The following is a 13,370-nucleotide window of genomic DNA, read 5'->3' as shown; positions in this document are numbered from 1 at the left end:
AGACTGCCTCTACACGGATGCTGAAATCAAAGGTGCCGGAGTTAAATTAAGGGCGAGGATCGCAATTCCTCATCTCAACGAGCGGTTCAGATCGTCGCTCGCTTCGGCCGACTGCCTGTCTCGACAGGAGCTCATCAGCTCGGCGTGACCTGCCGCTCTGCATGGAATATGCTGTCAGATTCTGCGTTTTATGGGGACGAGATATCATGTTCGAGGCCACCAAAGTCGGTCGCTCGGTTAGCAAGAGCGAGTTTAAGGAGCAGCGTGACGAGCTGCGCACCCAGTTGCTGGAGGTGCAGAGGCAACTGCGCGAAACCCATATTCCTGTCATTGTGGTCGTCGCTGGGGTGGAAGCGGCCGGCAAGGGCGAGGTGGTTAATCGCTTAAATGAGTGGCTGGATACCCGTGGCCTGCAAACCTTTGCCTACTGGGATCTGAGCGACGAGGAGCGCGAGCGGCCGCGTTACTGGCGCTTCTGGCGCAATCTGCCGCCGCGCGGAGAAATCGCCTTACTGTTTGGCGGTTGGTATCTGACGCCTATCGAGCATCGCTTTCGCGGCTTGTGCGACGATGCAGCCCTAGATGCGGAACTCACGCGCATTGTTGACTTTGAGCGCATGCTGACGCAAGACGGCGCGCTGGTGGTGAAGTTCTGGTTCCATCTGAACGAGAAAGACCAGAAGCAGCGGCTAAAGGAACTCTCGCGCGATGATCGCAGCCGCTGGAAGATGCTGCCGGAAAAGTCCAAGTTCTCGGAGCAGTATGAGCTTTTTGAACATGTTGCCGAGCGCGTGATCCGCCAGACGGATCGCGGCATCGCGCCTTGGTATCTGGTCGAGGCGACTGACAGCCGCTATCGCGATCTGACCGTCGGCAAGACGCTGTTACAGGCGATTCGCGCGCGCATTTCCCAACCCTTGCCAATGGAGCCGCCTCCGACGGCCGATCCGCTCGACCTACCCGACAGCGCGCCGGCGCAGATTACCCTGCTCGATCAGCTCGATCTGACGCAGAAGCTTGAGCGCGATCTCTACAAGTCTGAGCTCAAACGCTTGCAAGCGGAGATTAACGAGCTGACCTGGACGGCCTATAAAAAGCAACGCACCACCGTGCTGGTGTTTGAGGGGATGGACGCCGGCGGCAAGGGCGGCGCGATTCGCCGCATTACCAGCGCGGTGGATGCCAGGCTGTATCGGGCGATTCCGGTTGCGGCACCGTCGGACGAGGAAAAAGCGCATCATTATCTGTGGCGCTTCTGGCGACATATCCCGCGCGCGGGCTATATGATTATTTATGATCGCTCCTGGTATGGTCGGGTGCTGGTTGAGCGAGTCGAGGGCTTTGCCAGCGAGGCCGAATGGCGCCGCGCCTACAGCGAGATCAACGACTTTGAGGAGCAATTAGTCGAGCAGGGCGCCATCTTGCTTAAGTTTTGGCTACAGGTCAGCGACGATGAGCAGCTCGAGCGGTTCCGCGACCGCGAGAAGACGCCTTACAAGCAGTATAAGATCACTGACGAGGATTGGCGCAATCGCGAGAAGGCACCCCAGTACAAGGCGGCGGTCAACGAGATGGTAGCGCGCACCAGCACTGAGTACGCGCCCTGGACCCTGGTGGAGGGCGACGACAAGCCCTTTGCCCGCATCCGCGTGTTGTCCACGATTTGCGAGCAACTGCGCGCGGCACTGGCGGAGGACGTTGGGGCTTCCGTGCGCAGCGTCAAGCGCTGTGGCGATCATCCCGAGCGCCGTGCCAAGCCGGAAGCGCGCGACTGAGCCCCCGCCGAATGTGACGGATATGCCGGAGCCGGCGGCATCAGGCCGGCTCCAGGCTCGCTTAGGCTGTCTGACGCGGAATCCGGATTTTCTGCCCGACAAAAATGAGATCCGGGTCCTTGATCACCTCGCGATTGGCCTCGAAGATCTTCGGATAGGCATTGGCATCGCCATAGAACCGCTGGGCCACCTTCGACAGGGTGTCGCCAGATTCGATCAGGTAGAACTCGACCTCTTCCACTGACTTGGGAGCCGCAACCGCGCTGGCGTCAACCGCCTCGATGCCCTGCACATTACCGACCATCAGCACCGCCTTTTCCATCGCCGCAGCATCTGCTGCTTTGCCGGAGATGGCGACTCGACCATTCTCGACCTTCACATCCAGATCCTGGATACCCGGATTGTCGGCTTCCAGCATTTCACGAATTTTCTGGTCAGCTTCGGACTCCTTGCCGAACACCCGCCGACCAACGTCTTTGGCAAATCCAAACAGATCCATAGGTTTCTCCTGTGGTTTCAATCTTGGTGACTGATCAGTATTTCACCGAGCAGCCGTAAGGCCGGGTCACAGCCGTCGACAGCGGTTTGCCATCCGCGAGTTCGGCAAGCGCCAGGTCGACATAGTTGGTCGCCCCTTCGATGTCGGCCACGTCGGTGGTTCCCTTGTCATCAATACCGCCCATGTAGATCAGCGTGCCTTCGGCATTGATGATGAAGATGTGCGGCGTGGTGCTCGCACCATAAGCACGGCCCATGTCGCCGCTCTCATCAAGCAGCACGGCGGTGGGCGCCGCCTCACGCGAGGCGGTGAGTTCATCGGCCTGCTTTGGGCTGACATGCCCCTGCTTGCCGGGTGCCGATGAGATGACCGAGAGCCAGGGCAGACCCTGCTCAGCGGCCTTGCGTTGCAGGCGTTGCATGTTCCCGCTGTCGTAGTGCTTATGCACGTAGGGACAATCGTGGTTTGTCCATTCGAGAATGGCCGGTTTCCCTTGCAGGTGATCGAGTGTCCAGATCTCGCCCTGAATGTCGGCCACCGCGAAAGCAGGCGCTGGCGCGCCAACCTCGGGCGCAGCCGCAAGATTCATCCCGAACAGTCCGGCCACGAGAGCCAACGTGGCAGTGATCGAACGCTGTTTACCAAGATGCGTCATGAGTCTCCTCCTTATGATTGTATTGGGCTTAGGGCTTATTGCGCCCCAGTTGCGGATCTCTGGTTGATTGCCGCCACAACCAACCCGGGGGTCAGCAACTGGGGAAGCACCACAGCTTTGGCACCCGGCGCATAATAAACGTAGAGCGGCACGCCGTCGCGGCCAAAGGCATTGAGATAGGCCGAGATGGTCGAATCATGGTTGGTCCAGTCGCCTTTCAAATAGAGCACATCTTGCTCGGCGAAGGCGCGTGCGACCTGCTCGGTGCCAAGCGCGACCCGTTCGTTGACCAGACAGGTAATGCACCAGGCGGCGGTCATGTTGATGAAGACTGGCCGGCCCTGATTCAGCGCAGCTTCAAGCGCGGCGGCTGAATAAGGCACGGCGGATAGTCGATGGGTGTTCTCTACAGTCCCATCTGCTTGCTCGACGCTCGCCTTGGGGCTTGCCAGCGGGCCGAGCTGAGTGGTCAGCCCAAGAGCCGCCAACAGACTGGCAAAGGCCAGCAGGCGCAGACTGAATTGCCATCCGCGCGACCAGCGATGTCCGTCCTGGCGCGCCGTCTCCAGCAGCCAGAGCCCGAACACCAGCGCCAGCATCGCGGTCAGTACCAGCGCGAGGCCAGCCGGGCCAGTCTGTTGAGCCAGCACCCACAGCAGCCAGGCGGTGGTGGCAAACAGCGGAAAGGCGAGCAGTTGCTTCAGCCGCTCCATCCACACGCCCGGTCGCGGCAGACGTCGTGCCCAGGCCGGAAACAAGCTGAGCACCGCAAAGGGCAGCGCCATGCCGAGGCCGAGCATCAGGATCACCGCCAGGGCGCCAAACCAGGGCTGGGTCAGAGCATAGCCGAGCGCGGCGCCCATGAAGGGAGCGGTACAGGGGGCGGCGACCAGAGCCGCCAGCGCGCCGGTGCCAAAAGCCGCCAGCGCGGCGCGATCCAGACGCACCTGACCCGGGGCACACTCCGCCAGCAGACGCCCGCCGCTGCCCAGCCCCATCAGATTGGTGCCGAGCGTGAAGGCGCCGAACAGACCAAGCCCTAGCACCAGAAAGAGCACCGCCATCAGCGCCACAAAGATCGGCGATTGCAGCTGAAAGCCCCAGCCGACCGCTGCGCCACCAGCGCGCAGTGCCAGCAGAGCGACACCAAGCAGCGCGAAGAACAGCAGCACGCCAGCGCTGTAAAGCAGGGCATGCCAGGCGCGCGCGGCCAGGCTGAGCTCGCGCTGCTCGGCCAAGCCAAGCAGCTTAATCGCCAGCACCGGAAAGACGCAGGGCATGAGGTTCAGCACCAGACCACCGAGCAGCGCGAACAGCAGCGCCAGCGGCAAACCCAGCGCCGGCGCATGCGCATCGGACAAAAGCGGCAGGTCTTGCTCACTGGCAGAAAGCTCCCAGGAAGACACGCCAGCAGCCGTGGTCGCCACCAGCACGCCCGAGGGTGCGACGCTTGCGGGCGTGGCACCCGGGGTAAGTTCCAGCTCCAGCCAATCGCCTTGCAACTGCCATGGCTGCTCGGCCGCATGCTCGATCAGTCCCCATTCGTCAGCGAAAAACGCAAGGCTTTCAATCCCCTCCGGCAGACCTTCCCGATGCAGGCGCAGACGCAGCGGTGCCCCGGTGCGCTCGATCAGCGCATCGGAAACAAAGACGTCAGGCAAGCCGGCTCGCGCTTGCTCAAACAGCGCGGTGGTCGCTGAATCAGCAGCTGGGCCGGGCGCTTCAGCGCCGGCCGGCAAGCTTGCCAGGGTCAGCGCAAAGCGACCGGACTCTGGGATGCACTGCTCTTTGCATACCAGCCAGTGGGCTTCAAGCTGGATTGGAATGTCACGACCAGCCGGCCAGTCGGGCGCAACGGCCAGTTCGATTAGATGCAAGGCTTGACCGGAATAACCATAGTTTGCCAGCGGTCCGACCGGAATACGGCTGGGATGAGGCCATTGGATAGGACCTGCCCTCACGCCCTTAGGCAGGGTCCAGCTCAGGCGGGGTGGTTCGCCGGAATCCCCCGGATTGCGCCAGTAAGTGTGCCAGCCCGGTTGCAGGTCGAACACCAGCAGCAGATCGATCTGATCGCCGGGAGCAACCCAGGATCGCTCCGGCAGCAGACGGGCGGTGAGATGCTCGGTGACAACCTCGGCCTCGAGCTGGATTGGCAGCGGTGCATCCACTGGCGCAGTCGTGGAAGCCATTACCGGCGCCAGCCCAGCAAGCATAAGCAACCAGAGCAGGCCGAGCCAGGCACCCGGTCCCCGACCTGAGCGGAGGCTGTTGCACGCCTTGGAGTTCAGCAAGGACATCAGCCCCCCTGCCCGACCATGCTTTCGGGCAAGGTCATGCCGCCCCAGGAAAATAGTTTAGGAGTTCCAAACACCGGATTAATGACAGCTCCGCAGGCTTATGTCGGGTTTTGTGACGGGTTGAATCCATATCATGGGGGACAATACGAAAGCCGCAAGGCGACAAAGCCCCAACACACATACAAGCTGCCGAATTTTCAATCTTTTTAACGACTAATGATACCCGATAAAGAAAACCCCCAAGCGCCACAAAACCGTCATAAAAAAACTGTAGGCTACGTCGGTTTGCTCTCGCCCTCAGCGCTCAATTGCTGCCGCCTTGCGGCCCAGAGTATCCAAATGCCTCCAAAAACCCCCGCGACCCTTGGCGATCACCTCGACCAGAGGGTTTTCGACGCCATTTACTCCCGCGCGCTGGTGTACAACACCTGCTGGGAAGACCCGGCCATCGACCGTCAGGCACTGGCCATCAACCCCAGCGATCACATGCTGGTCATCACCAGCGCCGGCTGCAATGTGCTGGACTATGCCCTGGTTGGCCCGGAGCGCATTCATGCGGTCGATGCCAACCCGCGCCAAAATGCCCTGCTGGAGCTAAAGCTTGCCGGCATCCGGGCGCTGGAGTTCGAGGACTTTTTTGCCGCCTTCGGCCATGGTTATCACCCGCGGATGCAGTCCCTGTACCAGCAGGAGCTGCGCGCCGAGCTGAGCGACTTTGCCCGCGCCTTCTGGGACAAACGCATCCGCTGGTTCGGCCACCCACGCGGGAGTTTCTATTTTCATGGCCTCTCCGGCACGGTGGCGCGCGCCTTCCGCGCGTACCTGAAAATCCGCCCGCGCCTGGCTACCAGCATCAAGGACCTCTTCGCCACCCGCTCGCTGGAGGAACAGCGCCACATCTACGACACCCGCGTCGACCCACTGATCTGGACCAAGAGCCTGAACTGGACCCTGTCGCGCCAGTTCACCATGAGCATGCTAGGCGTCCCCCATCCGCAGCGCAAGGAGGTGCAGCAGCAGCACAGCAGTGGCGTAGCCGGCTTTGTGCGCGAGGCCATCGGCTATGTCTTCCGCCAACTGCCAGTCTGGAACAACTACTTCTGGACGCTCTACATCTACGGTCGCTACACCGAGCACTGCTGCCCCGAGTATCTGAAAGCGGACAACTTCGCCCGACTCAAGGCCGGTGCGGCCGATTGCATCGCGCTGCACAGCTCGACAGTGGTGGATTTTCTCAAGCAGCAGCAGACCGCCATTTCCAAATTCGTGCTGCTCGATCACATGGACTGGATGAGTTCCTATGAGCCAGAGGCCCTAGCCGACGAATGGGAGTGGATTTTGGCCCGCGCCCGCCAGGACGCGCGTATCATTTTTCGCAGCGCCCATGCCGCACCCAAATATCTGGAATCCCTGGAGATAGGCCCGGAACGTGAGCGGCTGCCCGAGCGCCTGCAATTCCACCCCGAACTTGCAGCCGAACTCCAGGCCCATGATCGGGTACATACCTACGCCGGGTTCCACATTGCCGATGTCCGCACCTGATATTCCGAGCCCGAGGTTGCCAGCCGCCGACACCCAGGCGAAACGCCGAGGACTGGGCGCGGACCTGCGCGTGCTGTTGCATTTGTTGCGCGGCCAGCCGAAGGACGGCGATCAGCGCGCGCGGCTCGAAGCCTTCTACGGGCCTCAGGCTGGCGACTACGACGCCTTTCGCGACCGCCTGCTGCATGGGCGCGAAGCGCTGATCGGGGAAATTCAAGCTGCGCTGGGGAATGCCCTGCCCGGCGCCCATCTGATCGAACTCGGCGGCGGCACCGGGCGCAATCTGGAGTTCTTTGGCCCGCGCATCGATGACTTTGGTCAGGTGACCCTGGTCGACCTCTGCCCGGCGCTGCTGGAGCAGGCGCGGCGCAAATTCGCCGAGCGCGAGCATGTGCACATCATTGAGGCCGATGCGACCTCCTGGCAGCCCGAGCAACCGGCCGATGCCATCTACTGCGCCTATTCCCTGACCATGATCCCGGACTGGCGCGCGGCGCTGGCCAATGCAATCGCCATGCTGAAACCTGGCGGTATCTTTGGCGTCGTGGATTTTTATGTCTCAGCGGCCCACCCGCCGGCCGATCAGATCCGTCACAACGCCCTGGCCCGCGCCTTCTGGCCCAGGTGGTTCGCGCACGATGGCGTGCATCTCAACCCTGTCCAGCTCGCCGCACTGCGCGAGCATTTTCCCGAACACCAACTGACCGAGGCGCGCGCGCCCGTGCCCTATCTGCCCGGACTGGCAGTGCCTTATTATCGGTTTGTTGGACGCAAGCTCTAGGGCGACCATGGCGACAGACAGCCCCAGCAACGGTCCAAGTGTCGCGTCTGATCCACTTAAAAACGACAGTGGCTCTCGCCGCCCTGTTCAATCCAGCCATGGATCATCTTTTTAGTGGTCATGGCACTGGCGCAGCGGCCCTGGTGGTCGATGCAGATCAGTCCGCCGCGACCACCGACCTTGCGGCGGAAATGTTCCAGCGCGAACTCCACCGCGCCCTTGGCGTCCAGGCCACGGTATTCGATCAAATCCGCCACCATTTTTGCCAGCGCAGTGCGGATAAAGTCTTCGCCATAACCGGTGGTTGAAACGGCACCATTGGCATTGTCGGCATAGACCCCGGCGCCGATGATGCAGGAATCGCCAATGCGTCCGAGCCGTTTGTTGACGATGCCGCCGGTTGACGTAGCTGCGGCCAGATTGCCCTCCTGATCGCGCGCCACCGCACCAATGGTGCCGTATTTCTGCGACTCGCCCGAGTCATCATGGTCGAGCATGATGGAGCGGTGCTCCCGTGCCTGGGCAAGCTGGGCGACCCGCTCCGGGGTGCGGAAATAGTCGTCGTTCGCCAAGGGCACGCCGCAATACTCGGCATAGCGCAGCGCCCCGGCGCCAGAGAGCAACACATGCTCGCTGCCGTCCATGATCAGGCGCGCAAGTTGCACCGGGTTGGCGATGCGACTCACTCCAGCCACGGCACCGGCGGCCAGGTCGCGTCCGTCCATAATGCCGGCGTCCATCTCGACCTGGCCATCCTCGTTTAACACCGAACCGCAGCCGGCGTTGAACAGCGGATTGTCTTCCAGCTCTGAGGCACAGCGCTCCACCGCCTCCACCGCAGTGCCACCGCGCGCAAGGATCTCGCGGCCAAATTCCAGAATCACCCGAATGCTTTCGAGGTAGCGCACTGCGGTCGCCTGGTCGCGCACATTATCGAGCGCACCGGCGCCGCCGTGGATCATCAGGGAGAAGCTGGAACTAGAGGTCATTTAAGGAGCCTTGAGGCGCGCGGCGAAGCGCCGCAAGCATAAAACAGCAGAAGATATCCGGATCGGCCGCGACGCGCGACCGATGATCTCGGCAAGGTCGATTTCTATTTCTTTAGAATGGCGCTGAGATTAAAGCCGCCCCTGCAACTCAACAGCCAGGGCTTGCTGCCGGTCGCGCTTACCGGCCAGCAGCGCAAGGAATTTGCCCACCTGAATTGGCCCCCAATTGACCAGCACCACGCCGGTGCCCGTGGCGGGATTATACTCCAGGCCACTGAGGTCCAGATCGGCCAGGCGCCGGTGCCGGGTGCCGAAGGCCAGCGCCAGCCAATCGGAAATGCCGAGCTTCTGCGCGATGAGTGTGGGATAAGAAGCCCCATTGAAGCGCGGATTGCACTCAATGGCCAGATACTCATTGCCATCTGGCTCCTCAATAACGGCCAGATCAAAGGCAAAGACACCGCGCATGCCGACCTCGCCCAGCCAGTCGGCCAGCGGGTCGACCAATTCCCAGGGCGCATGCGCCGCCGGGTGGCGGTTGCCCTGATGCACATAGCCGTCGAGCACTTGCTCGGTTGCCGCCAGGCGCTCGGCGCGACCGTTATCGCTTTGGTATTGCAGGTTTAGAAAGGTCTCGGCCCGCACTTCCTGCTGGATTTGCACCGCTGTGCCGGGGGCGAGTTCGCTACAGGCTCGGCGCAGTGCGTCCGCATCTGTGCAGCGAAAAATGCCCACGCCCGAGACCGACACCGACGCCTTCAGGTAGCAGGGAAACTGGGTCTCGGCAATGGCATGCTCTCCGATAGCCCCCACATCGGCGAAACACCGGGTCAGGGGCACCGGCACCCCCAGTCGCTCGGCATGGGTCATGAAGGCATTCTTGCAATTCATGCTGACCACTGCGTCATGCCAGGCCGGATCGGGACGCACCTGGTGCTCCTCGGGGCCGAAAAAGAACAGGGATGGCTGATGGTCTGCAAAGTCGCTCAGGCGCCCGCGATCAACATCCCAGACCACCTGTCGGCTGTGGTCGAGCCCGATCCGCTGATAATGGGCGCAGAGGGCATCCCAGTCGTGTTGCAATTGCGGATGCAGCATCAGGATATCGTCAGTATTGCTGATGCCCACCGCTCGCCCCGAATAAAGATGATTTCCCAGCACTCCGTCGGCGGTGCAGTTCATGATGTCGTGGTTAAGAATTCTGCGTCCCATCGCCGGTGCTCCTGCTACCTGTCCTGTCAGGCATCAGTGCACAAATCACGCCAGTACCAGATGGGCTTAGCACGGCCAGACATGACCGCCTCCAAGTTGGGACAAAGACAGGGTGCATGGCTCTCGATTGGTGCGAAAGGCAACAATCAGCGCACCATGTCGGCGCAGCCAAAGCGATGCTGGATCTTGGACCACCACTGATCGAATCCTGCTTGAAATTCGGGGATTTTTTCGCGACTATCCATGGCAGTGGATGACAAATTTACTTGGTCTTTTCCTGGCGGCTGGTGTTCAAAACCCGCGCCCGGTCAGGTCGACCAGGCCCGTCATCCGCTGATGCAACGATTACAAGAACCAAGCCTGCGACGGGTGGTCGCCATTACGCCCGCAGCGCCGCAAGGGCTGACCCATCAAGCCCTGACCATCAAAAGAGGAGTTCAGCATGGAAAATCCAACTATCGATCAGGCCCCAAGCATTGATCGGGTCGCAGTGCCAAGCGCAACCCCGGACGACGGCATCCGCGTCAACCGCATCACGCCTGCCCAACCCTGGGAATGGCTCAGAAAAGGCTGGCAGGACATCCAGCAGGCGCGTCGCTACAGCCTGACCTATGGAGCGGTCGTGGTGCTGATCAGCGCGCTAATGACTTGGGCGCTGGTGTCTGAGGGCTATGTGTTTATCGTGCCTTTTCTTGCCGCTGGCTTTTATCTGCTCGCACCTGTGGTCGGGCTGGGGCTCTATCAGATCAGCGCGCATCTCGAACGCGGAGAACCTTTGCAGTTTTGCAACGCGCTCGAGGCATGGAAGCGTAACCAGGGGCAGCTCAGCATTATTACCGCCGGGCTAATTCTCATTATGCAGTTCTGGATGCTGGCGAATTTCGTGCTTTTTGCGATGCTTTATACCAATCTGCAACCGCCACTGGAGAGCTTCTTCAGCGTGGTCTTCTTGTCCGGCGAGAATAATGCTTTTGTCTTTGCGAGCGTATTGGTCGGCTTTGTACTGGCAGGACTGGCCTATGCCATCAGTGCCATTTCGGTGCCCATGCTGGTGGATCGGAAAATCGACGGTCTCACCGCCATTCGCACCAGCGTGAAGGCGGTCACCACCAACTGGCTGCCGATGGGTTTGTGGGCAACCATCATTGTGATGGTCATCGGCTTGGGCTTTGTGACCTTTTACGTCGGGCTCGCCATCGCCATGCCGCTGCTCGGGCATGCCACCTGGCACGCATACCGAGACCTAGTGCCACGGGAATCCGATCCAGTCTGAGCCCCTCACCAAGAGCGCATCACGCAAAGAAACCATCCGGCGAGGCCGCACTGCGTCCGCTCAGGCCAGATTCCGACCAGAGGTTGGCCAGTTCCCGATCAGATTCGGGCCAAATTCAGGCTAGAATAGCGCCATGCTGCTCTCGCCCGGCCATGGTTTTTTGTTCGTTCATATTGCCAAGACTGGTGGCACCAGCCTGCGCGCGGCGCTGAGCCGCCAACGCTGGCGCGACCCCTGGTATTGGCCGATGTTTCTATGCGCGCGCTTCAGTCATCTGAGCGGCCATCGCCTGGCGCTCAAGCTGCCACGTCATGCCCGGATCATCGCCGCCAAGGAGTTGCTACCGCGCGAGGTGTTCGATGGGCTGTTTAAGTTCGCCTTTGTTCGCAACCCTTGGGATCTGCAAGTCAGCTCCTATCATCACATCCGCCGCGAGCGTCCGCATTATCTGGGCGGCCATGACAATTTCAGCGATTTTTTACGCTGGAAACTCGATCCCGCGCGGCCTTATCAGTATCACATCGATACCTCCATCGAGCGCCAGAGCAATTATCTGGTCGATCTGGATGGCCGGCCTTGCGTGGACTTTATCGGCCGTTATGAACAGCTCGATGACGACTTTCAGCACATCTGCCGCCATCTTGGGCTGAGGCCCCGCCCCTTGCCGCACCATCGGCGCGCACCAGAGCGCAAGCGCGATTATCGCCACTACTACACGGACGAAACGGCAGAATGGATCGCCCGCTATTTTGCGCGGGATATTTCCTGGTTCGGCTACCATTTCGACCCACAAATCAGCCCGCGTCCATCCGCTGAGACCCGGGCACTTTTCACCCCGCCGCCGAAAAACCCGCGCAGCCCAGCGAGCCTTGAGAGCCGCTGAATCCGGGCAACCCCTGAGCGACGCGCGCGGCAAAGGCCGCCGTCAGGCTTGAGCCTCGCGCGCATGGATAAAATCAAGCGCGCGGTCGATGCGACGCAACACGGTCTCCTTGCCGACCAAATGCAGGGTCACATCGATGCCGGGCGAAGCAGCGCGCCCAACCACAGCCACCCGCAGCGGCTGAGCCACCTTGCCCATCGCCAGGTCCAACTCAGCAGCGACCTGATCGACCTGATGATGCAACATCTCAGGCTGCCAGTCCTCTAGTGCCAGCATCTCTAGGGCCGCGCGCATACGCTCAAGCGGCTCCCGCGCCACTGGGCGCAAATGCTTCTTGGCCGCAGCGGCATCGTAGTCGTCAAAATCCTGATAGATGAAGGTGCTAATTTCAGCCAGTTCTCTCAGCGTCTTGGCACGCGGAGCCTGCGCCTCGACCACCGCCGCCAACTCAGGCCCGGTGCTCGGGTCAATGCCCAAATGGCCGAGATGGGGGCTCAGCAGATGAGCGATGCGCTTGGCATCTCCATGCTGGAGATAGTGCTGATTAACCCAGGCAAGCTTGTCATAATCGAACGAAGACGCCGCCTTGTTGACGGACCCGAGATCAAAAAGCGCGATCATCTCGTCGATGGAGAAAATTTCCTGATCGCCATGCGACCAGCCCAAGCGCACCAGATAGTTCAGCAATGCCTCAGGCAAATAGCCCTGATCGCGGAAGGCAATCACACTGACCGCGCCATGGCGTTTTGAAAGCCGGCTACCATCCTCGCCAAGAATCATCGGCAGATGGGCATAGCGCGGCGGCTCCTTGCCCCAGGCACGCAGGATATTGATCTGGCGCGCAGTATTGCCGAGATGATCATCGCCACGGATCACATCGGTAATATTCATCTCGGCATCGTCGACCACCACGGTGAGATTGTAGGTGGGCGAACCGTCGCTGCGGCGGATGATGAGGTCATCGAGTTCGTTATTGTTGAAAGGCACTTTCCCGCGCACGCGGTCATCGACCACCACCAGCCCCTCGACCGGATTGGAAAAACGCACCACATGGGGCTCGTTCGGGTCGATGTTCTTACCACGACAATGCCCGTCATAGCGCGGCTTGACCTTGGCCGCCATCTGACGCTCGCGCAGCTTCTCCAGCCGCTCCTTGGGGCAGCTACAGCGATAGGCCAGCCCTTTGTCGAGCAGTTCGTCGATGACGGCATGGTACCGATCAAAGCGCTGGGTCTGGTAAAAAGGCCCTTCGTCATAATCCAGCCCCAGCCAGGTCATGCCCTCAAGAATGGCATTAACCGACTCAGGCGTGGAGCGCTCAAGATCGGTATCCTCGATGCGCAGAATGAACTGCCCGCCGTGCTTGCGCGCGAAGAGATAGGAAAACAAGGCAGTACGGGCACCGCCGACATGCAGAAAGCCGGTTGGCGAGGGGGCGAAACGGGTGCGAACGGTGGTCAT

Annotated in this window: 11 protein-coding genes; 5 read left to right on the top strand and 6 right to left on the bottom strand. The window is 61.0% G+C overall.

The genetic code is table 11. The features are described 5' to 3' along the window. Positions 1-206 precede the first annotated feature (206 nt). The gene (gene pap / locus Thiofri_RS05040) at positions 207-1,775 is read left to right on the top strand and encodes a polyphosphate:AMP phosphotransferase (RefSeq protein ID WP_009150625.1); all 1,569 of its coding nucleotides are present in this window, start codon (positions 207-209) and stop codon (positions 1,773-1,775) included. Positions 1,776-1,836: 61 nt separating this feature from the next. Here pap and lysM read toward each other — a convergent pair whose 3' ends face one another. Genes lysM through Thiofri_RS05025 form a run of 3 tightly spaced genes read right to left on the bottom strand, consistent with a single transcriptional unit; the run spans position 1,837 to position 5,121 of the window. Continuing rightward, complete coding sequence (gene lysM, locus Thiofri_RS05035) at positions 1,837-2,274, bottom strand: peptidoglycan-binding protein LysM (RefSeq protein WP_009150624.1); 438 nt, start codon at positions 2,272-2,274, stop codon at positions 1,837-1,839. A gap of 34 nt (positions 2,275-2,308) precedes the next feature. After that, positions 2,309-2,929, bottom strand: coding sequence for a redoxin domain-containing protein (locus tag Thiofri_RS05030; RefSeq protein WP_009150623.1), 621 nt, complete (start codon positions 2,927-2,929; stop codon positions 2,309-2,311). Between the two features lie 35 nt (positions 2,930-2,964). Next, complete coding sequence (locus tag Thiofri_RS05025; protein ID WP_143741996.1) at positions 2,965-5,121, bottom strand: protein-disulfide reductase DsbD family protein; 2,157 nt, start codon at positions 5,119-5,121, stop codon at positions 2,965-2,967. Positions 5,122-5,568: 447 nt separating this feature from the next. Here Thiofri_RS05025 and Thiofri_RS05020 point away from each other — a divergent pair, with 447 nt between their 5' ends. After that, positions 5,569-6,771 (top strand): DUF3419 family protein, encoded by a 1,203-nt coding sequence (locus Thiofri_RS05020; protein WP_040857479.1) that lies wholly within the window; start codon positions 5,569-5,571, stop codon positions 6,769-6,771. Further along, positions 6,758-7,552 carry a class I SAM-dependent methyltransferase gene (locus tag Thiofri_RS05015; protein ID WP_009150620.1) on the top strand — a complete coding sequence of 265 codons (795 nt, stop codon included), beginning with the start codon at positions 6,758-6,760 and terminating at the stop codon, positions 7,550-7,552. Before Thiofri_RS05020 ends, Thiofri_RS05015 begins: the two co-directional genes overlap by 14 nt. A gap of 56 nt (positions 7,553-7,608) precedes the next feature. On the opposite strand, the gene Thiofri_RS05010 is transcribed toward Thiofri_RS05015, so the two are convergent. Next, on the bottom strand, positions 7,609-8,541 hold the full coding sequence (locus Thiofri_RS05010; RefSeq protein ID WP_009150619.1) for an isoaspartyl peptidase/L-asparaginase family protein: 933 nt from the start codon (positions 8,539-8,541) through the stop codon (positions 7,609-7,611). A gap of 129 nt (positions 8,542-8,670) precedes the next feature. Continuing rightward, on the bottom strand, positions 8,671-9,753 hold the full coding sequence (locus Thiofri_RS05005) for an ATP-grasp domain-containing protein (RefSeq protein WP_009150618.1): 1,083 nt from the start codon (positions 9,751-9,753) through the stop codon (positions 8,671-8,673). Between the two features lie 442 nt (positions 9,754-10,195). On the opposite strand from Thiofri_RS05005, the gene Thiofri_RS05000 reads away from it, so the two are divergent. Together Thiofri_RS05000 and Thiofri_RS04995 are read left to right on the top strand one after the other, a co-directional pair. Continuing rightward, the gene (locus Thiofri_RS05000; RefSeq protein WP_009150617.1) at positions 10,196-11,026 is read left to right on the top strand and encodes a DUF2189 domain-containing protein; all 831 of its coding nucleotides are present in this window, start codon (positions 10,196-10,198) and stop codon (positions 11,024-11,026) included. Positions 11,027-11,159: 133 nt separating this feature from the next. After that, the gene (locus Thiofri_RS04995; RefSeq protein ID WP_009150616.1) at positions 11,160-11,909 is read left to right on the top strand and encodes a sulfotransferase family 2 domain-containing protein; all 750 of its coding nucleotides are present in this window, start codon (positions 11,160-11,162) and stop codon (positions 11,907-11,909) included. Between the two features lie 42 nt (positions 11,910-11,951). On the opposite strand, the gene gltX is transcribed toward Thiofri_RS04995, so the two are convergent. Then, the gene (gene gltX, locus Thiofri_RS04990) at positions 11,952-13,370 is read right to left on the bottom strand and encodes a glutamate--tRNA ligase (protein WP_009150615.1); all 1,419 of its coding nucleotides are present in this window, start codon (positions 13,368-13,370) and stop codon (positions 11,952-11,954) included.

This window comes from Thiorhodovibrio frisius (assembly GCF_033954835.1).
Lineage (GTDB): Bacteria > Pseudomonadota > Gammaproteobacteria > Chromatiales > Chromatiaceae > Thiorhodovibrio > Thiorhodovibrio frisius.
Note: the sequence above shows the minus strand (reverse complement) of the source record. Positions and strands in the feature narration are given on the sequence as shown.